22 protein-coding genes are annotated in these 23,748 nt (G+C 66.6%); 6 read left to right on the top strand and 16 right to left on the bottom strand.

Annotation, left to right across the window (positions count from 1 at the left end; genetic code table 11):
- A partial coding sequence (locus tag LL962_RS18655; protein WP_228317994.1) for an ATP-binding cassette domain-containing protein occupies positions 1-1,721 on the bottom strand: 1,721 nt, incomplete at its 3' end.
- Positions 1,722-1,779: 58 nt separating this feature from the next.
- Positions 1,780-2,835, bottom strand: a complete 1,056-nt coding sequence (locus tag LL962_RS18650) for a serine kinase (RefSeq protein WP_228317991.1) — start codon at positions 2,833-2,835, stop codon at positions 1,780-1,782.
- Between the two features lie 165 nt (positions 2,836-3,000).
- On the opposite strand from LL962_RS18650, the gene LL962_RS18645 reads away from it, so the two are divergent.
- Positions 3,001-4,542: a B12-binding domain-containing radical SAM protein gene (locus LL962_RS18645; RefSeq protein WP_228317990.1), complete on the top strand. Its 1,542-nt coding sequence runs from the start codon at positions 3,001-3,003 to the stop codon at positions 4,540-4,542.
- A 106-nt stretch (positions 4,543-4,648) separates the two neighbouring features.
- Positions 4,649-5,863, top strand: coding sequence for a nucleotidyltransferase family protein (locus LL962_RS18640; RefSeq protein ID WP_228317989.1), 1,215 nt, complete (start codon positions 4,649-4,651; stop codon positions 5,861-5,863).
- A gap of 312 nt (positions 5,864-6,175) precedes the next feature.
- Here the strand turns inward: LL962_RS18640 and LL962_RS18635 are convergent, their stop codons facing one another.
- The 14 genes from LL962_RS18635 to LL962_RS18570 all read right to left on the bottom strand — a co-directional run bounded on the left by LL962_RS18635 (position 6,176) and on the right by LL962_RS18570 (position 19,892).
- On the bottom strand, positions 6,176-7,288 hold the full coding sequence (locus LL962_RS18635) for a glycosyltransferase family 4 protein (RefSeq protein WP_228317988.1): 1,113 nt from the start codon (positions 7,286-7,288) through the stop codon (positions 6,176-6,178).
- Positions 7,285-8,415 carry a glycosyltransferase family 4 protein gene (locus LL962_RS18630; protein WP_104588358.1) on the bottom strand — a complete coding sequence of 377 codons (1,131 nt, stop codon included), beginning with the start codon at positions 8,413-8,415 and terminating at the stop codon, positions 7,285-7,287. Before LL962_RS18630 ends, LL962_RS18635 begins: the two co-directional genes overlap by 4 nt.
- Positions 8,416-8,542: 127 nt before the next feature.
- Entirely contained in the window at positions 8,543-9,241 is a 699-nt protein-coding gene (locus LL962_RS18625; RefSeq protein WP_228317987.1) for a class I SAM-dependent methyltransferase, read from the bottom strand.
- The gene (locus LL962_RS18620) at positions 9,238-10,458 is read right to left on the bottom strand and encodes an amidohydrolase family protein (protein WP_228317986.1); all 1,221 of its coding nucleotides are present in this window, start codon (positions 10,456-10,458) and stop codon (positions 9,238-9,240) included. The genes LL962_RS18625 and LL962_RS18620 overlap by 4 nt, the downstream gene beginning before the upstream one ends.
- An 11-nt stretch (positions 10,459-10,469) precedes the next feature.
- A complete protein-coding gene (locus tag LL962_RS18615) occupies positions 10,470-11,312 on the bottom strand; it encodes a class I SAM-dependent methyltransferase (protein ID WP_104588283.1) in 843 nt (280 codons plus the stop codon).
- A 266-nt stretch (positions 11,313-11,578) separates the two neighbouring features.
- Positions 11,579-12,430 (bottom strand): Wzz/FepE/Etk N-terminal domain-containing protein, encoded by an 852-nt coding sequence (locus LL962_RS18610; protein WP_228317985.1) that lies wholly within the window; start codon positions 12,428-12,430, stop codon positions 11,579-11,581.
- 40 nt (positions 12,431-12,470) lie between these two features.
- Positions 12,471-13,604: a hypothetical protein gene (locus LL962_RS18605; protein WP_228317984.1), complete on the bottom strand. Its 1,134-nt coding sequence runs from the start codon at positions 13,602-13,604 to the stop codon at positions 12,471-12,473.
- Complete coding sequence (locus tag LL962_RS18600) at positions 13,601-14,551, bottom strand: glycosyltransferase (protein WP_228317983.1); 951 nt, start codon at positions 14,549-14,551, stop codon at positions 13,601-13,603. The genes LL962_RS18605 and LL962_RS18600 overlap by 4 nt, the downstream gene beginning before the upstream one ends.
- Positions 14,548-15,801, bottom strand: coding sequence for an O-antigen translocase (locus LL962_RS18595; protein WP_228317982.1), 1,254 nt, complete (start codon positions 15,799-15,801; stop codon positions 14,548-14,550). Before LL962_RS18595 ends, LL962_RS18600 begins: the two co-directional genes overlap by 4 nt.
- Positions 15,798-16,910, bottom strand: a complete 1,113-nt coding sequence (locus LL962_RS18590) for a DegT/DnrJ/EryC1/StrS family aminotransferase (protein ID WP_228317993.1) — start codon at positions 16,908-16,910, stop codon at positions 15,798-15,800. The genes LL962_RS18595 and LL962_RS18590 overlap by 4 nt, the downstream gene beginning before the upstream one ends.
- Entirely contained in the window at positions 16,910-17,842 is a 933-nt protein-coding gene (locus LL962_RS18585) for a GNAT family N-acetyltransferase (RefSeq protein WP_228317981.1), read from the bottom strand. The genes LL962_RS18590 and LL962_RS18585 overlap by 1 nt, the downstream gene beginning before the upstream one ends.
- Complete coding sequence (locus LL962_RS18580) at positions 17,829-18,782, bottom strand: hypothetical protein (protein WP_228317980.1); 954 nt, start codon at positions 18,780-18,782, stop codon at positions 17,829-17,831. The genes LL962_RS18585 and LL962_RS18580 overlap by 14 nt, the downstream gene beginning before the upstream one ends.
- Positions 18,783-18,786: 4 nt before the next feature.
- A complete protein-coding gene (locus tag LL962_RS18575; RefSeq protein WP_228317979.1) occupies positions 18,787-19,458 on the bottom strand; it encodes an acetyltransferase in 672 nt (223 codons plus the stop codon).
- Positions 19,455-19,892, bottom strand: coding sequence for a sugar 3,4-ketoisomerase (locus LL962_RS18570; protein ID WP_104588275.1), 438 nt, complete (start codon positions 19,890-19,892; stop codon positions 19,455-19,457). The genes LL962_RS18575 and LL962_RS18570 overlap by 4 nt, the downstream gene beginning before the upstream one ends.
- A 308-nt stretch (positions 19,893-20,200) precedes the next feature.
- Between LL962_RS18570 and LL962_RS18565 the strand changes: the two genes are divergently transcribed.
- The 4 genes from LL962_RS18565 (at position 20,201) to LL962_RS18550 (ending at position 23,719) form a co-directional block, all read left to right on the top strand.
- Entirely contained in the window at positions 20,201-20,821 is a 621-nt protein-coding gene (locus LL962_RS18565) for a cytochrome b (protein WP_228317978.1), read from the top strand.
- 62 nt (positions 20,822-20,883) lie between these two features.
- Entirely contained in the window at positions 20,884-22,233 is a 1,350-nt protein-coding gene (locus tag LL962_RS18560; protein WP_228317977.1) for a cytochrome C, read from the top strand.
- Between the two features lie 25 nt (positions 22,234-22,258).
- On the top strand, positions 22,259-22,648 hold the full coding sequence (locus tag LL962_RS18555) for a c-type cytochrome (protein ID WP_228317976.1): 390 nt from the start codon (positions 22,259-22,261) through the stop codon (positions 22,646-22,648).
- A 351-nt stretch (positions 22,649-22,999) separates the two neighbouring features.
- A complete protein-coding gene (locus LL962_RS18550) occupies positions 23,000-23,719 on the top strand; it encodes a hypothetical protein (RefSeq protein ID WP_425478188.1) in 720 nt (239 codons plus the stop codon).
- Positions 23,720-23,748: the final 29 nt, after the last annotated feature.

The raw sequence follows: 23,748 nt of genomic DNA, 5'->3' as shown, positions 1-23,748 counted from the left end.
GCGCCGCGAGGCGCTGCCAGTGCCGCGACGTTGCTCGGAGACGGCGCGGCAGGCGCGCTGCCCAGCGCAACCGTGCGATCGGCCACTGCGGCCAGGCTGGTGCGGTGTGACACCACCACCAAGGCAGTCTGCGGCAACCGCTGCCGCAACATCAGCAGCACCTGCTGTTCAGCCTCCGCATCGAGTGCGCTGGTGGCTTCGTCCAGCACTGCCAGACTTGGCGCGCGCAACAACACCTGCGCCAGCAGCAGCCGCTGCAATTCACCGCCGGACAGGCGCCCTTCCTGGCCATGGATGACGGTGTCCAGCCCCTGCCCGTCGCGTTGCAGGCGGGCACCCAGCCCGACATCGCGCAGCACGTCCCACATCCGCGAATCGGACGCGCCCGGCAGCACCCATTGCAGACAATCGCGCACGCTGCGCTGCCAGGGGCGCACGGCCTGGCTGACGTAGGCGCTGTTGCGGATCAACTGGCGGTAGGCCGCAAAATCCAGCCGACGCCCCTCCACATGCGCCTCGAACAGCAACGGCGGCGTCTGCCCGGAGAGAACGTCCATCAGGCTGCTCTTGCCGATGCCGGACGGGCCGATGACCAGCGTCATCTCGCCTGGGACCAGCAACAGCCCATCGATCGCCAGCGCCGGCAGCGGCGGCGCCAGACCGATGTGCTCCAGGTGCAGCACACCCGGCAGCCGTTCGCCCGCCTCGCACGACACGGGTGTGCACGCCGTGTCCAGCTCCACGTAGCGCCGCCACAGCTGCAATGCCGGCCAGGCCGATCGCAGCTGCTGCACGCTTTGCCGCGTGGTGACCAGATACGGCAGCAGGCGGCCGAGCAGCAGGCCGACCGCGATCAGTGCAGCGCGGTCGGCACCCTGCCACAGGTTGGCCAGCACCAGGATGCCGGCGATGACAGCCACCGCAGTGAGTTCCAGCACCATCCGGCTGCCGGCCACCAGTTCCTGCTGACGCGCATAGCCCTGCCCCAGGCGGTTGGACATGTGCTCGTAATGCCGGAGTTCCACCGCTTCGCGCTGAAACGAACGCACATGGCGCAGGCGGCGTGGGAAGTCCTCGCTCAACCAGAACAACTGGGTCATGTCGGCCACGTAGTCGCGGCTGATGCGCGCCTGTGTCTCGCTGCCGGAGATGCGCAGGCCCAGCCAGGCCAGCAGCGCGAGCAATGGCGCGGCGAGCAGCAGCGCCGGAACGATCAGGACCGCCACGCACATGCTGACCAAGGCCGTGATGCCGGCCACCAGCAGCTGCAACACCGCACTGAACCCCTGCGTGGCGATTTCGACGTTGTAGGTGAGCACGTTGGCGATTTCTGCCGAACTTGCGCCCGACAGGGCTGGCAACGGCGCGCCCATCAGTGCGCCATGGACGCGGCGGCGCAGGCCGATCGCATAGCGGCTGGTCAGGCGTGCGGCCAGCCGTGCGCCATGCCAACGCGCCAGCGCGAACACCATGCTGACGACCACGAACAGCCCTGCCTGCACCGCCAAGCCACCTGGCAAGATCAGCAGATGGCCGGCCAGCTGCACGCTGTGCCCGGGCTGCACCAACGGCAACAGACACACTGCCGCGATGCTGCCGACGCATGCAGCCGCCAGCGACACCGCGACGTACATCGCGACGGCCAGCCGGTCTGCCCGCTCCAACGTATCGACGAAGCTGCACAGCGCGGCCCGGATCCGATCATGCGCACCGCGAACCATCAGTCGCACGCATCGCCGCTGGTGCCGGCCTGTGCATGCCGCCGGTGCTGCAGTGTCCTCATTGCAGCAGGTCCAGCAAGGCGTTCAGCGAGGCCTGCGGGTGCGGGCCGCGGTGCAGGGTGAACATGCCGATGCGCTGTACCTGCGCCACGAAACGTTGCCAGCCCGGCTGGCCGGCGGCATAGGGTTGGTCGCGCTGCAGGCACTGCGCAATCTGCGCGGACGGCACCGCCGCCAAGCCAGTGGCCGATGTGCGGGACGGCAGTGGCGAGAGCATCACCACCGCGCATAGCTGCAAGGGCACCGGCGCAAGCGTGGCATGCCCGTGGCGGATGTCGACTTCAAACTTTTCCACGCCGCTGCGGCGGCGGATGACGGGCGAGGCGCCGATCCATGCGCGCGTTTGCGCATCGACCAGCGCCAAGGCTTCCGGCCTCAGATGCAGGAAGTTGGCGACACCGGTGGTCAGCAGGCTGTCCGGCGCCACGAACACGCCGTCTTCGGCGATGAAGTCCAGCCCGTGCAGCAGGCTGTGCAGCGCCAGCGTGGACTTGCCCGCCCCGCTGGCACCGAGCAGCAGCACGCCGCGGCCGCGCCGCCCTACGCAGGCGCCATGCAGCGGCACCAACCCCATGCCGCGCGCCGCCAGCAGGAACACCGCAAACTCGATCAGCTCGTAGCGCACGTGATACGCATGCGCCAGCATGTCCTCGGAGACCACCAGCATGGCGCGGCGCTGCGGTACCGACAGCATCAGATAGTTGCAGGCATCCATGACGCCACAGACCAGGCCGCCCGCCGCGTGCGTACGCACCGGCGGCGGCTCGCCGGCGACGCTGGCCTGCGCTGCGGGCACCAGATCCAGCGTGATCTGGAACTGCGGCGCATCGGGCAGACGATGCGCGGGAAGCCCGGCGTAGGCGGTTTCGACCAGGGCCAGCAGCGCGGGGCTGTCGCTGTGGAAGTGAAACCGCGCACCGAGAATCTGCCGCTGCACGCTGAAAGCGCGCAGGCGTTGTTCGCCGAACGGGTCTGCCGCCACGGCCGCCTGCGCCGCGTCGCGTGCGCGCTCTTCCAGCGGCTGGTATTGCGCCAACGCAGCCGACTGCGGCATGCCTGTCATCCAATGCACCGATCAGCCGGTGTGTGCCGGCTGCACGCGCAAAGGTTGCATCGCTGTAGGCACTGAACAGGGGTCACCGGTTGCCACCTCACGCAGCGCAGCAGCGCAACCAAAGACGCCTGTGCGCGCACCTACTGCCGAGCCGAATGCCGGTATATGCGCAGCCCGTTGCGCGTTGCCCGGCGTCAGAACGAGAGCCGCGTGCAGATGCTAAAGATTCAGGTCAGTCATTCGTATTTCCTGCGTTACGACCCAAAACAATGGGAGCGCGGCAAGCCGTATCCGCCGCTGGCCACCCTGCAGATCGCCGCATTGCTGCGCGAGCGCGGACACAGCCTGAGCCTGTTCGACGCGATGCTGGCCGACGATGTCGAGGACTACACCAAGGCCTTGCACGATGCGCAGCCGGAGTTGGTGGTCTTCTACGAAGACAATTTCAACTTCCTCACCAAGATGTGCCTGAGCCGCATGCGCGAGGCGGCTTGCCGCATGATCGGGCAGGCGCGCGCGGCCGGCTGCCGGGTCTTGGTGGCCGGCTCGGATGCCTCCGACAACCCGGACGTGTTCCTGGCCGCCGGCGCGCATGCGGTATTGATCGGCGAAGGCATCGCCCCGTTGATCGCGCTGCTCGAACGCCTGGAAGCCGATGCGCAGCTGGACACCACAACCTGGCTGACGGGCGTGCAGCGCATCGCCACCGGGCAGCCTTCCGGGGCGTTGCTGCATCCAGGCGCGCAACCACCGGACGCGCGCCTGAGCGGGCTGCCTGCCTGGGACCTGGTCGACATGCCGCGCTATCAACGGTTCTGGCGGCAACGGCACGGATATTTCAGTCTGAACATGGCCGCCTCGCGCGGTTGTCCGTTCCGCTGCAACTGGTGCGCCAAGCCGATCTGGGGCAACCACTATGCCCGGCGCGGCGCAGAGGACGTGGCGGCCGAAGTGATCCACCTCAAACGCAACTTCCAGCCCGACCATCTGTGGATGGCCGACGACATCTTCGGCTTCCATATCGACTGGGTGGAGACATTCGCGCAGCGGCTGAGCGAAGCCGATGGTGTCGTGCCGTTCACCATCCAGACCCGCGCCGATCTGACCAGCGACCGCATGGCAGCCGCCCTGGCGCGCGCCGGGTGTTCCGAAGCCTGGATCGGCGCGGAGAGCGGCAGCCAGCGCATTCTGGACAAGATGACCAAGGGCACGCAGGTGGCCGAGGTGATCGCGGCCCGCCAACGACTGGCTGCACACGGCATCCGCGTGGGCTTCTTCATCCAGCTTGGCTACCTGGGCGAGGAACTGGACGACATCCTGGCCACGCGCGCCCTGGTGACCCAGGCCGATCCGGACATCATCGGCGTCAGCGTGTCCTATCCACTGCCGGGCACCAAGTTCTATGAGGAAGTGAAGAATCAACTGGGCGGCAAGACGCATTGGCAGGACAGCGACGACCTGGCGATGATGTTCCGTGGCGCCTACGACACCGAGTTCTACCGCAGTGTGCGCGATCTGCTGCACACGCAGGTTGACCTGCAGCAGGCGCGTACGCGCATGGACGCCGCTGCGCTCGCGCAGGCGTCCGAGCAGTTGGAAGCGCGTTGGTCCGCGCTGATCGCCTCCGAACATCTGCACCGCAACGTACCGCTGAGCGAGGTTGCCGCACGCGCGCGGCGGCCACTGGCTGCGGTGCTGGTGGGCTGAGCGCGTCGCACGCGAGCCGGGCCGACGCCGCTCACCGGCATCACCGTCCGATCCTCATCAGGCAAGCATCGTTCTGCCGATCTTCTTCCGATTCTCCGGGATACCCATGCAGCCTTCGCTACGCACCATCAGACACGGCCTGCGCACCGCCACCGAGCGTCTTGCGCAGGAGCTGGCCCAACCCGGCAACGACGCGCCGCAGTGGAGCCGGCTGCAGTGGCAGCTGGCCGCCGCCGCCGCCGCTGCGCACGGGATCTCGCCACTACTGCAGCGACGCTCGCTGTGGCAGAACGCCGACTGGACGCATTTCCTGAGCGAACAGCGCCTGCATGTCGAGGACCGGCATCGGCGTATCGCGCTGCTGCTGACCCAGATCGACAGCGCCGCGCGTAGCGCCGGCATCGCACTGGTGGGGTTGAAGGGCACTGCACTGCACCGGCTTGGGGTGTATCTGCCGGGCGACCGCCCGATGGCCGATATCGACCTGCTGGTGGAACCGGACGATGCGCCGGCCGCAGCGGCACTGTTGTGCGCGCTCGGCTACAAGAGCGCGTTCGAACAGTGGAAACACCAGGTGTTCACGCCAACGCACGGCGCTGCGATCGCCGGCCTGGGCGAGCACCGCGATGCGCCGATCAATATCGAGTTGCACACCCGCATCCAGGAACGTCTGCCGCTGCGCAGCGTGGACATCACCGCACGCATCCGGCCCGAGCGCCCGCAACCGGGGTTGAATCCCTACCCCGGCGTCGGTGCGCTCATGTGCCATCTGCTGCTGCATGCCGCCGGCGGCATCTGCCATCGCAGCATCCGGCTGATGCATCTGCACGATCTCGCACTGCTGGCCACGCGCATGGGCCCGCGCGACTGGGACGTCCTATGGGAAGACCCGGAAGTGACGCCCTGGTGGGCATTGCCGCCGCTGCTGTTGCTGCAACGGTACTACCGTACCGTGGTGCCGACGCAGGTGATGACACGGCTGCATGCGCACTGCCCGCGTCTGCTGCGCCTGCGTGTCGCGCAGCAGACGCTGACCACCGCGTCCTGCTCCAACCTGTGGCTGTCCGCACTGCCAGGCATCGCATGGTGCGCCTCGCTGGAGGAGGCGCGCCGGTATCTGCACAATCGGGTGGCACCACCGGCAGAAAGCCGCAAGGAACGCGCGGACATGTTGCGGACCCAGCTGTGGCTGCAGGACCGCCCGTGGGTCCGCCAGACCCAGACCCAGCGCCTGCTGACACGCCTGACCCGGCCGGTGCCGCGCACCGATATGCTGTACGTGGTGCGCGCCGCGCTTGACGGGTATCTGCGGCCGGCGTAGCGCCTAGCGCCGCGCGTTGTTTGATCGCGGCAGAGCGAGCATCGTCGTGATTCGACGAGCCAAGACGTCATGAACGCCGTGGTGCAGGCGCCATCGTGCAGGAACGCGGCCACGCGCGAAGACCTTATCGGTCACGCCTGTCGCGCCCGGGTGCGCTCCTACGCACGATGCGTTGTTTCTCGCAATGCTCGGCGCGTACCGGATGGCATCATGCATCGCCTGGCACGCATGCATCGCCCGATCACGCTGCGTGCCTGGCGGACTGGCCGCGACATATCCTCGGTCGACGGGCGCCGCACGCAGGATACGTCCTCAGGACAGCGGGCGCTGTTCGCACAATCGGCGATGGATCTGCTCGAAGGCACGCGTGGTGAAGCCTGCGTCTTCGCGCACGGCGCGGCACTGCGCAGCCCAGGCCAGGCGCAGGCGCAGCTCGTCGTCGGCGAGCACCTGACGGATGGCCTCGGCCAAGCCGGCCCAGTCGCCCGGTGGCACCGCCAGCGCGGCGGTCGGTGCCCATTCGAGCAGGTGCCCGACCCCGGTGCCTACCGTCGGAACGCCGGCGACCGCCGCTTCCAGCAGCACCATCGGCCCGGCTTCGTGCAGCGACGAGTGCACCAGCAGATCGGCCGCCAGCATCAGCGGGCGCAGCTCCCGCTGCGTCTTGAAGCCGACGAAACGCACCTGCTCGTGCAGGCCCAGCTGCCGCGCCAGACCTTGTATCGCCCCGTCCAGCGTATCGACGCCGACCACCTCGAGCACGAAGGCCACGCCGGCGCGCTTGAGCGCAGCCATCGCCTGCAGCAGGGTGGTCTGGTCCTTGACGGGATTGAGGCTGGCCACATGCAATAGCCGGGCAACGCCGCTGGCGCGCGCGCGCGGCGGCGCGATCGGCCAGGCGCGCAGATCCACGCCCAGCGGCACCCGCTGCGCGGCGATCCCCAGGGCCTGCAGCGACGCGATGATTGGCGCACTGGCGGCGGTGACGCAGCCTGCCATGCGCAGGATCACCGCCTCGCGCAGACGCCCACGCCATTTGCGACGACCGCCGTAGCCGATGGCATGCAACGCGATCAGCTCGCCGCCGGCGATATGCACCAGGCTGGGCCGCCGCAGCAGCGTTGCCGCAGCCACGGCGATCAGGCTGCAGTGGCCGGAGAAGATCGCCTGAATCACATCGAATGGTGCACGTCGGTGTTCGTCGCGGATGGCGGCGATGGCCCGCAGCCGCGTACGCGTCGCGCCGATGTTGTGGATGGTGGCGCCTCGCAAGGTCCAACTGCCCGGCAGCGGCTCCTGATGCAGCACGAACACATGTACCTGGTGATTGCGCGCCAGCCATTCGATCAAGGTCAGCACCACCGGGATCACCCGCCTGTCGCCACTGCGGTCCACTCCCCCCGGCACCACCAGGGCCAGCTTCATGCGCCCTCCCCCGGCACGCGCGACAACAGCCGTGCATACGCCTGTGCCCAGCGCTGGCCCACCGCGGCAAACGACAGGCGCGCATCGAAATGAGCCCGTACCTGTACCCGTCTGGGCGGTTGCCGGGCGATGCGCAACAGCAGGGCTGCCAACGCCGCGGCATCGCCCACCGGCCATAGTTCACCCATCGTGCCGCTGTCGCTGAGCGCGCGAAAGGCCGGAATATCGGTGAGCAGCGGCAGGGTGCCGCAGGCATAGGCTTCCATCGCAGCGTAGCCGCAACTCTCGCGATGGCTGGCGGAAACGAACAGGTCGCTGGCACGCAGCAGCTCCTGCACGTGCGCATGCGCTGCCTTGCCGAGCAGATGCACGCGCTCGGCCAACAGCGGATCCTCGCGCAGACGCTGCTGGATCTGTTCCAGCAAGGGCGCCTGGTCGAACACGCACCATAGCTGCGCCTGTGGCAGCTCGCGCACGACGATCGCCATCGCATCGAGAACGCACAGCGGATCCTTCTCCGCGCTCAGGTGTCCGACCCACAGCACGCAGGGCTCGCCATGCAGCTGCGTTCGCGCGCGCGCACTCACCCGATCGCCAGGGGTGAAGCGGCTACTGCACTCGGGAATCGCAAAGAGCGGCATGTCGGCGCGAAACAACTGCGCACGCTGGAATGGCCGTGCCAGTTCCAGCGAAGTGAAGGCGATGGCGGCGACAGCGCGGTAACGCACACGCCACCGCCACCGGCTCCACCAGCGCGGTGGCGGGTTGGCATGGTCCTGCAGCAGGATCGGCCGTGTCGGCAGCAGCCGTGCAAGCCGCTTCGCGTCGGCGGCGAATTCCAGCCCATGCACATGGATCACCTCGCAGCCGAGCTGTTGCAGCAGCGCGGCCAGCGTTGCGGCGCGCGCGGCGCTGCCGCGCATGCCCAGATCGACGAAGCGGTAATGCACGCCCTCGCGCACGATGTCCTGCGCGAGCAGGGATGCCTGAATCACGGTGACGCGTACCCCGGCACTGGCCACGGCTTCGGCGATGTCGGCCAGCGACGGCCACTGCGCAAACACCTGCTCGACGCTTGCCCCTTCGGGGGTGGGAACCAGATTGAGCTGCGCGACATGCAGACTCATCCGGCCCGCCTCGCAGATGTTGTTCGCGCGCAACCGAGATATCCGCGTTGCGAATGCGCAATAGCATCGTCGCACCAGCCTGCGCCCCGCGCGCGGCAACCGTGCATGCTGGATGACCCCATGCTGGTCATGCAGTGCGCCGCAGCCGCAACACCAACGCCACCGGCACCCGCAACGCAGCCGGATCGAAGCGCGCACCGGCGGGAATGTCGGCCGGATCCAGCATTGGCTCGGCCACTGCCTCGATCGCAAAGCCCAAGGCAGCGCATGCAGCATGCCAATGGCTGTACAGATGCTGGGTGTGGCGTACGGCGTAATGCCCGCCGCCGGCCTTGAAGTCGCGGCGCCAACCCAGCGCATGGCCGATCGGATGCACGTCGCTGCACAACACGATGCCATTGCTGCGCGTGATGCGATACAGCGCTTCCAGTGCCGGGCATAGCCGCTCCAGATGTCCGACCACCAGCCCGCAGATGCTCAGATCGGCAATGCCCTCGGCCAGCGGCAGCCGTTCCAGGCTGCCCTGGCACAAGCTGACGCACGCAGCCGGCCACTGCTGCTCCAGTTCCATCTGCGCGCGCCGCAGCATGGGGAGCGACAGATCCACCCCGGTGATGTGTCGGGCGCCGCGGTGCAAGGCGTGCAGCATGTAGCGGCCGCTGCCGCAGCCGACATCCACCACGTGTTGGCCCTGCAGGTCGGCCGGCAACAGACCGAGCATGGCGCGTTGTTCGGCCTGCATCACCGGATTGTGCGCGTGCGGAGGATAGCTCTGTGCCCACAGCGCGTAGGCGGCTGCGGGATCCAGCAGCGGTGGCGCGCTCACGATATCGCTCCGATGCGTGTGGTATCCGGTAGCGACGCACTCCTCATGGCCGACACTGGCTCGATAGCCGGCTCCAGCGCCAGCACGGCTGGATCTGCCAATGTCGCCTCGAGCAACTTGGGGCGCCCATCCAGTAACACCGGCACGGTCTGCAGCCCTGCAGCCTCGAACCAGGGAGCGAAATCCGGATCGGCGATGCGTGGCTTGCCGTCGCGGATCACCGCACGCAACTCGCTGCGCGCGCAGCCGACGATGCTTGCCGCCGGCTCACCGCCGCGGTCGTGCGCGATCACCAGATCGGCCACCGCACCCGGCGCGATGCGCCCGCGTTCCGGCAGGCGCAGGATGCGTGCCCCGTGGTGGGTGACCAGCCCAAGCAGCAGATCCGCAGCCAGCCCGCTGTCGGTGGCGATACGCAACTCCTCCAGCAGATCGCGTGCGCCGCTGAGGCGCGAGTCGCTGCCGAGCGTCAGCCGCCCGGCCATGCACAGGCGCCATGGATCGAGCGTGCGCCCCAGCAGCGCCAGATTGCTGGACGGGCACCACACCACCGCTGCACCGCACGCGATGACGCGTTCGATATCCCGCTCGCCCATCCCCACGCCGTGGATCAGTACGGTGTTGGACGCAAGGCAACCGAGCCGATCCAGTGCGTCCAGCTCGGCCGATGCCACTGCATCGGTGCCTTCGGCCAGATGGATCATCCACGGAAAGTCCGAAGCGGTAGCGGCAAAGCTGCCTTGCACGGGAGGGCCGTAGCCGGTCCAGCCCAGCGCATAGCTCCATCCGAAATCACGCAGCAGGCCGACCGGAAAGTCAGCTGCGTCCAAGGCAGCATGCCAGGGATCGTGCTGCGCAACGCAGGTGACCCCTGCCAGCAAGTTCTTCAGCCCCCCGTGGCGTAGCCGCACTGCCTTGGGCACACGCAGCGCCGCCGCGACGGCCGGATGCCCGAAATGGGTCTGAAACGCCTCGATCCACGCATAGCTGTTGGGAAACGGCGCAACCTGCGGCAACGGCGGCACGCAGTTCACCTGCAAATGATCGTGGGCGTTGATCAACCCCGGCACCAGCACATGCCCGCGCAGGTCCAGTCGCAGGGTGCCGATGCCGAGCGTGCCGCCGAAACGGCCCCCACGCAGGTGCAGCGGCGCGTGCGACGGGCCGGCCAGGGTGAGCGTGCGTGCGCCCTGCAGGCAGACGTCGGCCATGGACATTGCCATCCCCCTCAGCGCTTGCGCAGCACGATCAGGAAGTGATCGCCCATCTCGCGCAGCAACGGCAATCCACCAAGGCGGTCATCCAGGCGACCCAGGCCTGCAGACAGCCGCGGATTCCGCTCGCAGAACTCCACCAGGTAGGGCGGCGGCAGGAACAGACTCAACGCGCGATAGCTGTGCAACGCGAAGTGCGGCTCGAACGCGCGATAGAACTCGCGCGGCAGGTGGTACCAGGTCCAGATGGTGTGACCGTTCATACCGACGGCCGTAGCCCCTCTGGCTGCGCGTACCGCCGCGCGCCTGAAACGCCCGCGCAGCGCATAGTGGCCGATTTCCCACGGGCAGATGCGCCCGATCACCGAGAACACCAGGCAGCCATCCGCACGCAGTAGGCGCGCGCATTGCGCAGCCACCGCCGGCAGATCCGGCGCACAGTTGAGCGGGCCGAAATTGGAGTACATGCCATCGAACGGGCCTGCGAGCTGATCCAGCTGCTGGATGCCCACATGCGCGGCGGCCAGTCGCGTTTCCAACCCCTGGGCGGCGGCGCGCTGGCGGGTTCGCTCGACCATGGCCGGCGACCAGTCGGTTGCCAGAACGCGGTAACCACGACGCGCGAATTCGCCGGCATCCAGGCCCGTGCCGCACCCCAGATCCACCAACGATGCACCCACCGGCAGCTGCGCCGCCACCGTGTCCCACAAGGTGGTACGCATGCGCTGGATCAGCGCATTGTTCCCACGCGGGCCGTCGTAGTCCGGCGCCACGCTGTCGAAGGCGCGCTGAGTGTCCAGCAACTGCTCGGGCGCGACCGTGCCGCCGCGCGCCGCATGCTCACTGGCCAACGCCATGCGCCACCTCCCTCGCCTGTCCTGCTGACTTCACTGCACTCTCCACATGCGCGATGCCTCCGCGGCATCGTCGATAGATCGGTGGGTGCCGCCCGCTGCCGGTTTGGTTGCAGCTGCGTGGGGCGCTGTCCACCCCGGGGCGGACAGCGCCAACATCCGGCGGGCACCCGGCCGGCGTGCACGGACAGTGCGGCGCCAGATCGGCGATATCGTCCACAAGGGCTGCGGCCATCGCGCCACCGGCTGCACCGGGCCAATCGTGGGACTCAGGCGGTGACGCCTGCGCCCACCTGCCTGCGGCGGCGCCAGGCATTGCGCACCACCGCCATCAGCACGCCCAGCCCTGCTCCGGCCAGCAGACCGACCGCCCACACCATGATCGCGTTCGGAAACGCCCGCTGTTCGGGCACGTACAGCGGCCACGCCAGCGAGGTCTGATAGGTATAGCGTGCGGTCAGCCGGGCGACCAGATCGTCGCGCTCGCCCTTGATCGCGCGAATGGTGGTGTTGCTGTCGGTCAGCAGCACCCCGGCCAGTATCTGCCCAGGTGTGGCAGCGGCGGCATCGTCTGCAGCCTGCAGTTGCCGCTGCAGCTGCGCACGATTGAGCAGAGCCACGCGCAGGTCCTCGTTCAGCCCCTGCAGACGCGTGCGCGCCAGCGCCAGCGCCGCGGCATTGGTCTGGCCATGCAGGGTCTGCAGTTGGGCCAGCGTTGCCTCCGCCAATGCCCGCGCCTGCTGCTGCGACGCGGCGCGGATCGTGATGCCGATCAGGTTGGCGTACGGGTCCGGATCCGGTTTCAGGCTGCTGCGGTACATCTGCGCGGCACGGCTCCTGAGCGGCACCCCGGCCTGGCGCAGGACCGCATCCTGGAACAACCGCGTCCTCATGCGATCGATCACCCGCTGGAAGGGTTCGACCTTGGGATCGCGCCCGGCTGGAGTCGGCCCGATTTCGCCCACCTGGATCCAGGCCGTGGCTTCCCACTGCGGCTGGGCCACGCGCAGGAAAGCGAACGTGATGCCCAGCACCAACACCAGGGCGGCCAGTGCCCAACGCCACTCACGGCGCAGGATGCGCCACAGGTCGATCAGATAGATTTCGTCGTGCTGGGTCATGGTGCGCTGGCTCGAAACGGAAGAAACGGAGAAGCCGCGGTCACGCCGCGGATGGAAGCGCTGCGTTGCGATTGGGCAGCAGTAGCGTGCAGACATGCAGCAGCAGGCACAGCGCGATGAAGCCGAAGTTGGTCCAGGTGAAAGCCTGCGGTGCGAATGGCGACATCAGGCAGGCATAGGCCAGGCGCAGGAAGATCAGCACATGGAAGATCGACACCGAATCATTGAGGCGGCGCACGCTCCACACCAGCCCGGCATACAACGCCAGCAGCGCGACCACCGCACCCGGTGCGCCCCAGGCCATCAGAAACGGAAAGAATTCGGTCCCCACGTTGATGTTGGGCGCATCCAGCGGGATGCTGGTGCCGGCCGTAGCGACGGACCCACTGAACGGCACGATCTGATTGATCAGGAAACTCGCATTGACGTAGCCCTTGGCCAGAATCGCGCTGAAGTTGTAGGGGCCGGCACTGATGTACAACAGCAGCCATTGCACGCCCTGCGGCATGGCCCGATAGAACGCACCGAACGGCAGCGCCACGCTGGCCAACGAACCGGAGCGCAGCGCGCCAAGCAGCGAAAACACGCCGCCGCCGGCCACCGCCAGCAGGCAGATACGCTTCCACGGCAGCCGCTGCGCCGGGTCGCGCCGCAACAGCATCACCAGCACGAACGAGAACAGGCCGGCAAAGATGCGGTTGCGGTCGATCACCATGATCGGGAACACGAACCCCAGCGTCACCATCGCCACGCGCAGCCCGCGGTGACGCACGCAGAGCAGCGCGATCGGCGGCAGGATCCAGCACATGTTGGAGACATGCCGCACATGCGAGCGCAACGGACTCAAGGTCGCATACGAGGACGGATCGCTGAACAACGGAATCGGAAACAACACCACGTCCACGATGCAGAACGCAGTCACCCCCGCCGCCAGCGCCAGCGCAAGGAATGCATCGCGCGTGCCGGTGTAGCGATAGTCGCGGAACCGCTCGGCGCCAGGCAGCCGCGTTCCCAGAGCCGCATCCAACAGCATGGCCGCCGCCGCGGCAATCGCCAGCAAGGCGACACCTGCGATGTAGTCGCCGGGCAAGCTGTAGGTCAACAGCGTCAGCGCACAGGCGAGCAACATTGGCAACGCCAGATAGCTGGCAGGCCGGCGCAGCAACGCCTTCATGCCGGCTCCGAGGCGCCGCGCACCGACCCGGCACGACGCGAAAAAGGCGATGACAGCCAGGCAAAAGCCGCCAGATGGCCGACCACGTGATGAGGTCGGCGACGCAGGAACGCCACCTTGGCTGCGATGTAACGTGCCTGGGCGCGCAGCAGCGTGCGTTCGGGCTCATCGAACAATGCCACGCAGCGCAGCGCAACCTGACGCGATTCATCGAGGTTGGCAATGCGCGAAGCGACGTCTGCCGTCTTGCTCAGATTGCTCCCATGCAGGCGATAGGCGCATACCGGCATGTCGATGAATCCCAAGGCGTTGCGTGCCGCCAGCCTCAGGAAGAAATCCCAGTCTTCGATACGTAGTGATTCGTCCCAGCCATTGCGTACATCGAACGCGGAGCGCCGCAGCATCGCGACCGCACCGCTGACCGCCCAGTGACGGATCACCGCGCGTGCGATAGTGGACGTGGAACGATACAGATCGACATCCACCCCGTGCAGGTCACGCATGGCACTGGCATGCAACAGCTGCCCATCCGGATCGACCACACAGGCATCGCCGATCACCGCCAGCGCCTGCGGGTGCCCGCGCAGATAACGCACCTGCGCGTCCAACCCACCTGCCAGCAGATAGTCGTCGCTGGCGCCAAGGCGCAAGTACTCGCCGTTCGCGCGCAAGGCCAGTTCGTTGAGCGTCGCCGCGACCCCGCGGTTCTCGCGCCGGACGAATTGCACCGGCAGCCGCCCCCCGTGCATGGCGACCCATTGCGCGATCTTCTCTGCGGTCGCATCGCTGGAGCCGTCGTCGACGATGACGATCTCCTTGCTCGGGTAGGGATCCTCCAGCACGCTGTCCAGGCAGCGCTGCACGAAACGCGCGTGATTGAACGCCGGGATCAGCACCGACACCAGCGGCCAGCGCGCGCGCGCGGATGGTTGCGCCTGATCGCTCATACCGGCCGTACCAGATATCGCCGCACTACCAGCACATTGAACAGCAGATAGAGCGCATAGTTGGCGACGAAGGCGTACATCGCGCCGATCAGCCCGAACCATGCGCTGAACAGATACACCAGTGCCAGGTAACTGGCGGCGAATACGCACTCCGACACCACGAACAGCCGTGTCATCGCCTTGGCCAACATCACATAGGACAGCACGAAGGCGGCGATCTTGATCACATCGCCCACCAATTGTGGCGCGTACAGAGGGACAGCGTCCGCGAAATTGGTATCGAACAGGAGCCATGTGATCCAACCGCGGCAGGCATACACGCCCAATGCCATCGCGACCACGGCTGGCATCACGTGGCGATACGCGCTGCGCAGTTCGCGCGCCAGGTCGGCGCGTTCGTGCAGGGAGGCGAGCTTGGGCAAGTAGTACACATTGATGGCGGTGGTGAAGAACAGCAGATACGCATCCGACACCCGGCTGACGGCTTGCCAGTAACCGACCTGTTGCCATCCGAATTGCGTGACCAGATGATCGCGCACCAGGATGATCGACAGCTGCGGCACCAGCGTGGACGTCAGCGTCATCAGCGAGAACGCGGCCAGCCTGCGGGTCATCGCCGCGTCGAACCGTATCCGAAACATCTCGCGGCGGAAGTACGGGCTGCAACGCACCGCCGGCACTCCGGCCAACAGCCATAACACCTGTCCCAAGATCAGGCCCAGCAAGGCGCCCTGCAATTGGGCACGGCTGGACAACCAGGTCACCAACGCCACGCTCATCGCCGCTCCGCTCACCTGCACGAAGGCAAGGCGGCGCACATCCATGAAGCCGTTCATCACTGCCAACCCATAGTTGACTGCGGCGATTCCCAGTTGGGCGATCGCCAGCACGCAGATCAGCGGTCGGTAGCTGGCATCTCCCAACAGGCGTTCGGCGATCGCTGCACTGAACAGCAGCGTCAACGCTGCCATCAGGCAGGCGGCCCAGAACGCGTACCACAACGCCGCCCCGAACAGGCGCGCCAGTGCCTGAGGATCGTCGCGATACTGCGCCACATACTTGACGACCCCAGCGCTGATGCCGCCGCCCGCCACGACCGCCAGCACCGACATCAGATTGAGGAACTGGCCCAGCCGGCCGATGCCTTGCGGCCCGGCATGCACCGCCACCAGCTTCACGACCACCAGTGCAGCCAGGAGCTTGGCCAGGGTGGCGATACCGGTATAGACGCTGCTGCGAACGACATTCATGCGCTGCCTTCGAATGCCTGGCATGCGGCAATCACGCGGCCGACCGACGCCGCGTCCAGGGTCGGACCCATCGGCAGACTCAACACTTCCTCGTGCAGGCGTTCGCTGATCGGAAGGTGGGCGTCGCCCAACGTGGCGTAAGCTGGCTGGCGATGTGCGGGGACTGGATAGTGGATCTGGGTCTGCACGCCATGCTGTAGCAAATGTGCCTGCAAGGCGTCGCGCCGTGGGCTGCGTACCACGAAGAGGTGCCAAACGTGCTGCTCATCGGACACCACGCTGGGCAGGGCGATCATGGGATGATCGATCTCGCGCAGATAGCGCTGCGCCACGGCACGTCGCAGTGCTACCTCCTCGTCCAGATGCCGGAGCTTGACCCGCAGCATCGCCGCCTGCAGTTCGTCCAGTCGTGAGTTGACCCCCTGGCACTGGTGGTGATACTTCACCTCCGAACCATAGTTGCGCAAGGCGCGAATGCGCTCAGCCAATCGTACATCGGACGTCAGCACGGCCCCGCCATCGCCCAGCGCTCCGAGATTCTTGGTCGGGAAGAAACTGAAGGCGGCTGCATCCCCGAAGGCACCCGCACGTACCCCGTGTGCGGCAGCGCCGTGCGCCTGCGCGGCATCCTCGATCAGCAATAGCCCGTACCGGTGTGCCAGCGTGCGCAGCGATGCCATGTCCGCCAGCTGCCCGTAGAGATGCACCGCCATGATCGCGCGTGTGCGTGGGCGGATCGCTCTTTCCACGCTGTTCGGATCCATGTTGAAGGTTGCCGGATCCGGCTCCACCGGCACCAGCACCAGCTGGTTCTGACTGATCGCCAGATACGTGGCGATGAAGGTATTGGCCGGCACGATGATCTCGTCGCCTTCGCGTAGCACGCCTAGCTCGCGATATCCACGCAGGATCAACGACAACGCATCCAGGCCATTGCCCACGCCCACCGCATGGGCAGCGCCGCAATAGCGGGCGAACTCCATTTCGAACGCGGCCAGCTCCTGGCCGAGTACGTACCAGCCGGCATCGATCACCCGCGCGGCGGCGGCCTTCAGCTCATCCGCATAGCGCGCGTTGACCGAGCGCAGATCCAGGAACGGCACAGTTATCACAAGGTCCACCGATAGGAATCCTGCACCACCGCACGCGCGCCAAAGCGCTCCTTCTGTTCGACCAAGCCCTCATTGAGCACCTGCCCGCCTTGTTCGGTGGAGATCCCGAAGCTGAAGCATTCGCGCTGCGCATAGACCCGGGTGATCAGCTCCGACAGCAGCAGGCTCAGCGCATCGAGTCGGCGTCCGTGCTCGGACACAGCCAGATACTGGGTGTGCACGCTACGGCCGAAATCCAGCACCAATGCTGCCGCGAGCAACTGCCCCTGCGCATGCGCCTCGTGCAGCACGATGTGATGCGGAAAGCGCCGCTGCAGCAGCTGCAGCTCGTCCAATCGGTGCGTGGGCACCACGCCGTGCCTGAGCAGGACCTCGCTCAGCAATGCGTGAAACGCCTCCAATGTGGTGCCGATCTGCACCTGTACCCCCGCCTTGCGTGCCTTGCCGATCGACCGCCGCCGCTCGGCACTGAACGTGAACGGCTGGCGCAGCGCAATCACCGAGGACAGGTCGCGCCGGTACAACTGCGCACCGACACGATGCAATGCGTACAGCTCCTCTTCTGCCGGGTAGGTGTGGAAGACATGCGGCACCGGCTTGTACACGATCTCGTTCACGCCACGCGCGCGGTAGTGTTCCGCGATCTGCTCGAACACCTGCAAGGTCGCCCCGGCGCGAAGCGCCATCGACGACAGCAGCCCGGCGTAGGTCAGCCCGGCATGACTGCTGACGCGGTCGCCGCAGACATTTGCGGGAAACGCCGCGACCGGCTCACCGCCCCGCTCGATCAGCAGGGACGCATCCACGAAGCGATCGGCGTGGTAGTCCATGTAGCCGCGTCGGTGCAACAGATTGCCATTGCGCGAACACGCCACCAACGCATCCCAGGCGGCCGCATCGCTGGGGAGATAAGGTCTAACCGAGTACATGGCCGCCCTGCAGCTCCCTTGGCATCGCGGCGTCGGCCAGGCCGAAGCCGGCATGGCCCATGGCATTGCCGTTGTAGAACATCAACACGCGCTCGCCCTGCTGGATCAGTGCCGGATAGCACAGCGCCTGCGCATCCCAGCCCGTGTCGGACAGCTCCACGCCAAGCTGGCAGTCGTCGCGTTTCCAATGCAGGCCGTCGTTGCTGAAGGCGATGCCAGGAAAATAGCCACCCCTGACATCCCCGCGGGTGAAGTACATCAGGTAGCGCTCGCCAAACCGGTACACGCGTGGACGCCCGATACGGTATTCGTCGCCGAGCGGCAGCAGGCAGGCGATGTCGTCGCTGGAGATGCTGTGCAGGTCGTCGGTCTCGACGTAGCGGATGTGATACCGCGGATACGGCTGGCCATGGATGTACTCCCAGTCGTTCCCTGCCGCATACCACAGCCGCCAACGGCCATCTTCGTAGCGCACCGAATGCACGGCAGCGATCGTGCTACGGCCGGAAGCACGGTCCAGCAGCGGTGTCTCCTGACGACGCTGGAAGGTCCCACCCCCATCGTGCGACACCGCCAGGCCGGTGAAGGCAAGAAACTTGGCCTTGGCCACGCGCTGAAATCCCACGTAGAACATGTAGAGCCCATCCGGCCCGGTCACCACGTCGCCCAGGATCATGCCGTTGTCGTCGAAACAACCGTCGCGCCCGATCTCCAGAACCGGCTGCCGACTCACTCCGACGACCCGGGTGGGCGCGTCGGCACATACGTCCACATAGCCGATCCGGCTTACCCCTTGGGTGTCGCGGAAACCCGCATAGATCCGCAGCACCTCAGCCGAGAGCCGGTACGGCGTCGGGGTCAGTGCCGCATGCTGCATCCAACCGCCCACTCCGTCGCGCGCGACATCGAATACCAGGCCTCGCTTGCGCCAGACGAACATGCCGTCAAAGCTCCACATCGAAACTGGACTTGCCCGCCACTGCGCGCGCCGGCGAACCGACGTAGACCCGTCCGGCTTCGGTATGCCGTGTGACCAGCGCGCCGGCGCCGATGATGTTGTCCGCAGCGATGCATACCTTGTCGCTCAATGTGGCGTTGACGCCGATGAAGCTGCCACGGCCGATTTCGCAGTAACCGGAGATCACCGCATGCGAGGCGATGAACACGTGATCCTGAACGACCGTGCGATGGCCAATGTGATTACCGCTCCACAGGATGCAGTTATCGCCAATACGGGTGAAGGGCTGGATGACATTGCCTTCGAAGACGAAGCAATTGGCACCGAGCTGCGCATTGCGCCAGACGAATGCGCGCGAACTGACGTAGCTGGCACAGTGATACCCTCGCCGCAAGACGTCATCGTAGAAGCGCATCCGCAGGCGATTCAATCGCGTCGCAGGAATCGCAACGAACACTTCATGCTCATCGGGACGATAGCGCTGCTCCAGCTCTTCGTAGGCGACTACCGGCAACTCTGCCAAAGTGGGGCGGATCAGGTAATCGCGTTCCACGCTGAAGGCGACCACTTCATAGTCGCTGTCGTGTCGAAAATATTCGCAGGCGATCTGCGCGAATTCTCCTGCGCCAACGATCACCAGCCGCTTGCGTGCGCTCATGCTTCCAGCCTGCACGCTTCGAGTCGACGTTCGCCACGCACCTCGCTGAGGAACTGATCGTAATCCAGGATGTAATCCGTCGGATCGTAAAGCTGATCGGCCAGCACCATCAGGACGCAATCGGGGGTGAACCGATACAGATCGCGCCATACCAGGCGGCCGAGCAACAGGCCTTGCGATGGATCGTCCAGCACCACTTCGGTTGGCCCGTCACCCTTGCCTTCGTCCACCAGGATGGTCACCGAACCGTGCAGGGCCACCGCCAGCTGGGTGAGCTGGCGATGCGCGTGCTGCCCGCGGTGCACGCCGGGGCGGGTTCCGAACAGGTAATACACGCGACGTATGTCGAACGGGACATTACGCGCCTGCTCCAGGGAAATGAGCAGGCCACGATCGTCGCCGTGGGTGTGCAACTGGATGCGTTCGATAGCCATGATCGGTGGGCGTAAGCGCTGACTGCACGTGGTGCGACATGCCTGAGTGCGTCGGGGTGCGTGAAAGGTTGCGCCCCGTCGCGGCCCACGAAACGATGCGCGCGAACGCGTAGCTGCGAACCAGCAGTCCTCCTGATGCGAACCTGCGACAAGACGCCCGTATCGCAGCCATGCAACCTTTCGTCGGCATCGCCGCACATATCCGTGCACGTTCACCTGGCCGCAGTCCGGCCGGCGTGGGGAGCCAGGCCTGGTCGCGCAGCGCGCGTCCGGAACCAACGACCACCACCGGTGAGGACACCGACCCAATGCATTCTTCTCACCAGGCGCCCGAGCTCGCCGCCGCCGACAACGCCACGGCGCTGCCGTTGCCCGAAAACGCGTCATCGCCTGGGCGCGTACTCCCCCTGCCCAAGCCGATGCGTGTGCTGCACTGGCTGACCGTGGCCTGCCTGATCATGGCCGCAAGCCTGATCCTGCTGCGAGCGGAGCTGGATGGGCGCGCCCTGCGCCAATGGCTGCTGGAAGGGCATCGCCACTTCGGCCTGATGGTGTTGCTGCTGTTCTTCCTGCGCGTCGGGCTGCGTCTACGCCTGCGCAGGCTGCCTCCCGGCCCGCCATCGCCGCTGCTGCTGCGGCTGGCCGCCGGCGGTACCCACGTTGCCATGTACGGACTGATGCTGGCCCTGCCGCTGATCGGCTGGTCGCTCAGCAATGCCTTCGGAAAGCCGGTCTACCTGTTCGGATTGACGCTGCCGTCGCTGGTCGCGCCGGATGCGGATCTGGGCGACACCCTGGGCAGCTGGCACTTGAATGCCGCCTGGGCACTGCTGGCGCTGGTCGTCCTGCATATCGTCGCTGCGCTCTGGCACCACCTGGTGCTGCGCGACGGCCTGCTGCACCGCGTGCTGCCGCGCAGGCAGCCGTGATGCCCGGCACTCTCGTTGATTCCCTCACCGTCGAATCCCGCACCGTCGAACAAGGATTTTCCATGCCTACGCCCTCGCCCGCTTCGCGCCGCTCCGTCCGGACCCGCACCGCGCCCCTGACCTCGCTGCTCTGCATGTCCGGCCCCTTGCTGTTGCTGGCCAGTACGCAGGCGCAGGCGATCCCGTCGTTCGCACGCCAGACCGGCTCGTCCTGTGCGGATTGCCACGTCGGCTCCTATGGCCCGTCGCTCACGCCGTATGGCATGCGCTTCAAGCTCGGTGGCTTCACCGACACCGACGGCAACGGCACCAAGATTCCGGCCTCCGGCCAGCTCACTTGGTCCAGGCGCAATCCAAGCCGAGGCGACAGCACCGCACGGCTCACCCAGGCCGACCTGTACCTGGCCGGCCGGGTCAACGACAACATCGGCGGCTATTCCAAGATCCGCTCCAACAACAGCGGCAATGCCACCTTCACCACGCAGCTGGACGATGTCGACCTGCGCTTCGTCAGCAAACCGTTCCAGCTCGCCGGCAAGGACGCCATGCTCGGCGTCAGCGTCAACAACAACCCCGGCATCTCCGATCCGATCCACGTGCTGCCGAATGCGTCCACCTTCACCCCGGCCTCAGTGAGCAATGCCTCCACCATGCTGAGCTCGTCCGCGCTCTCCAACCGCGTGATCGGTGCCAGCGTGTACGGGCTGTACGATCGCAACTGGTATGGCGAAGTGGGCAGCTACAGCGCGCTGTCGGTCGATGCGCAGGATCACCTGGGCTGGCAGCCCAATGGCGACCCTGGCAAGCTGAGCGACACTGGCTATGCACGCCTGGCTTACATGAAAGACATGAAGCGGCAGTTCTTTTCGGTCGGTCTGAGCGCCATGACCACTCGCCGCCAGCGCCCGCGCACCGGCCCCAGCGACGAATTTACCGATCTGGGCTACGACCTGACCTACCAGTTCCTGGGCACCCGCGAGCATGTGCTGTCGCTGGCCTACGTCAACATCTACGAGCGCCGCAGGTACGGCAGCCCGCTGCTACCGAGCGACCCGACGCTGGCCCCGCTCAGCCGCGGCAGCGTCCGCGATCAGACCATCAGCATGAACTACGCCTTCAAGCAGACCTACGGCGTGCTGGCGGCGCACATGATGAACACCGGCTCGTTCGACGCTGCTCGCTACCTGCCTTACGGCCTGCCGGACACCACCAGCAACCTGATCCTGCTGTACTGGACCCCCTTCGGCAAGGAGGGCAGCTACACCTCCAACGCCAACGTGCGCGTCTCGGCCAGCTGGTTCCGCTTCGACAAGTTCAACGGCAGCACCACCAATGTATTCGGTGGTGGCAACCCGATCACCAATCCGCGCGATCTGGACAGCTTCGCGCTGTCGCTGAACGTGTCGTTCTGATCCCCCAGCACGCCCAAGGACCTACATGAAGTCACGCATCCCCCGCTTGTTGTGCGCGCCACTGGCCGGCCTGTTGCTGGCCGGCGCGCTGCCGGCCCCGTCGGCACACGCAGCCGACGGCAAGAGCACCTTTCTCGCCGAATGCGCCGAGTGCCACAGCGCCGCCCAGGGCAAGAACAAGAAAGGCCCCTCCATGTTCGGTGTGGCCGGGCGCACCGCTGCCAGCCTGCCGGACTACAGCAACTACTCCGATGCGCTCAAGGCCAGCAAGTGGCAGTGGACGCCGGCCCAGTTGAAGACCTATCTGTCGCAACCTTCGTCCAAGGCGCTGCCGGGCACCAAGATGAAGTACGACGGCCTGGACGATCCGCAGGAACTCGATGCACTCATCGCCTATCTCAATACCTTGCGTTGACCGATGGGTAGCGATCACACGACCGGGTTCGCGGGGGCAGGTCGTCTGGCCGTGCCGGCGGCCGTCGGCAGATGGAGCCAGCGTTAACTGAATGGGCGCCTTCGCGTTTACGAACGGAACCTCCGCAACGGCGGTTCCGTTCTGCGGGAAGGGCCATTATCGTCTCCAGCTTCGCGTTCATGTTCCACGCCCTTGCCAATCGCCCTCTTCGCCAGGCCAGTCCGACTTCGCCCGCCGCGCCTTGATGCGCGCGGAGCGGCGACGTGGCGGGCGACGGAGGCCGCCGAGGGGGCGTTCGGGCCTGCGATCAAGCCCGCTGCTCTGCGCGACCGGCGGGCGGGAAACCGGCCGCTGCGACCCACAACCTGCCCTGGGCCGATACCCCGCTGGCTGTTGCTGGCCCTGATCCTGCCCCCGGGCGGCAGTGCACTGGCCGACAACGTCGGCGGTGCGGTGGCGGTGGCCTCGAGCCTGATCGACCGCGGCATTTCCATCGCCCCCGACCGCGTCACCCTGCAGGCGGCCGGCTACTGGTTGCCATCGCCGGGCTGGTCGGTATCGGCGTCTGCGGCAGTGCAATCGCCTTCGCTGAGCAAGCCGGTGGCGCTGACCGCACAGGCCGCACGTGCCTGGATGCTGGGCGATCGCTGGCAGCTGCAGGCCAGCGTGCTGTATTACGCCTACCCGGCGGATCGCCAGTCGCGCAGCTTCGACCGCCAGGAAGCCAGCCTGGCCTGGTCGTACCGGGATGTGCTCACGCTCTCGCTGTCCACCTTCAACTTCCCACGTGCGCAGCGCTCGCCGTGGGAGACGGCGATCGACGTCACGGCCAACCTGCCGCTTTCGGCAGAGTTCAGCGTTTCCGGCGGAGCCGGGGTATCGGAATTTCCGGCGATGGCCTACGGCGCGGCCAGCGCTGGCCGCTATCACTACGGGCAGTTGGGCCTGAAGTGGAGTCGCGCCGGGTGGACGGTGAAACTGGAACGCATCTACACCAGCAACGACACCCCACGCGCTCAGGGCGGACCTGGCGAAACCCCGTGGCTGGGCATGATTTCCAGGACGTTCTGATTCCCAACGCAACCTTTTGCCCGGTTGCG

Source organism: Xanthomonas sp. NCPPB 1067, assembly GCF_020783795.1.
Lineage (GTDB): Bacteria > Pseudomonadota > Gammaproteobacteria > Xanthomonadales > Xanthomonadaceae > Xanthomonas > Xanthomonas melonis.
Note: the sequence above shows the minus strand (reverse complement) of the source record. Positions and strands in the feature narration are given on the sequence as shown.

Bases quoted from the DNA above. Each gene is read 5' to 3' on its own strand.
- LL962_RS18650 (WP_228317991.1), bottom strand. From the start codon at position 2,835: ATGCCGCAGTCGGCTGCGTTGGCGCAATACCAGCCGCTGGAAGAGCGC.
- LL962_RS18600 (WP_228317983.1), bottom strand. From the start codon at position 14,551: ATGAGCGATCAGGCGCAACCATCCGCGCGCGCGCGCTGGCCGCTGGTG.
- LL962_RS18615 (WP_104588283.1), bottom strand. From the start codon at position 11,312: ATGGCGTTGGCCAGTGAGCATGCGGCGCGCGGCGGCACGGTCGCGCCC.
- LL962_RS18640 (WP_228317989.1), top strand. From the start codon at position 4,649: ATGCAGCCTTCGCTACGCACCATCAGACACGGCCTGCGCACCGCCACC.
- LL962_RS18575 (WP_228317979.1), bottom strand. From the start codon at position 19,458: ATGAGCGCACGCAAGCGGCTGGTGATCGTTGGCGCAGGAGAATTCGCG.
- LL962_RS18565 (WP_228317978.1), top strand. From the start codon at position 20,201: ATGCATTCTTCTCACCAGGCGCCCGAGCTCGCCGCCGCCGACAACGCC.
- LL962_RS18580 (WP_228317980.1), bottom strand. From the start codon at position 18,782: ATGTTCGTCTGGCGCAAGCGAGGCCTGGTATTCGATGTCGCGCGCGAC.
- LL962_RS18620 (WP_228317986.1), bottom strand. From the start codon at position 10,458: ATGTCCATGGCCGACGTCTGCCTGCAGGGCGCACGCACGCTCACCCTG.
- LL962_RS18610 (WP_228317985.1), bottom strand. From the start codon at position 12,430: ATGACCCAGCACGACGAAATCTATCTGATCGACCTGTGGCGCATCCTG.
- LL962_RS18595 (WP_228317982.1), bottom strand. From the start codon at position 15,801: ATGAATGTCGTTCGCAGCAGCGTCTATACCGGTATCGCCACCCTGGCC.
- LL962_RS18630 (WP_104588358.1), bottom strand. From the start codon at position 8,415: ATGAGTCTGCATGTCGCGCAGCTCAATCTGGTTCCCACCCCCGAAGGG.
- LL962_RS18555 (WP_228317976.1), top strand. From the start codon at position 22,259: ATGAAGTCACGCATCCCCCGCTTGTTGTGCGCGCCACTGGCCGGCCTG.
- LL962_RS18570 (WP_104588275.1), bottom strand. From the start codon at position 19,892: ATGGCTATCGAACGCATCCAGTTGCACACCCACGGCGACGATCGTGGC.
- LL962_RS18635 (WP_228317988.1), bottom strand. From the start codon at position 7,288: ATGAAGCTGGCCCTGGTGGTGCCGGGGGGAGTGGACCGCAGTGGCGAC.
- LL962_RS18605 (WP_228317984.1), bottom strand. From the start codon at position 13,604: ATGAAGGCGTTGCTGCGCCGGCCTGCCAGCTATCTGGCGTTGCCAATG.
- LL962_RS18560 (WP_228317977.1), top strand. From the start codon at position 20,884: ATGCCTACGCCCTCGCCCGCTTCGCGCCGCTCCGTCCGGACCCGCACC.
- LL962_RS18645 (WP_228317990.1), top strand. From the start codon at position 3,001: ATGCGCAGCCCGTTGCGCGTTGCCCGGCGTCAGAACGAGAGCCGCGTG.
- LL962_RS18585 (WP_228317981.1), bottom strand. From the start codon at position 17,842: ATGTACTCGGTTAGACCTTATCTCCCCAGCGATGCGGCCGCCTGGGAT.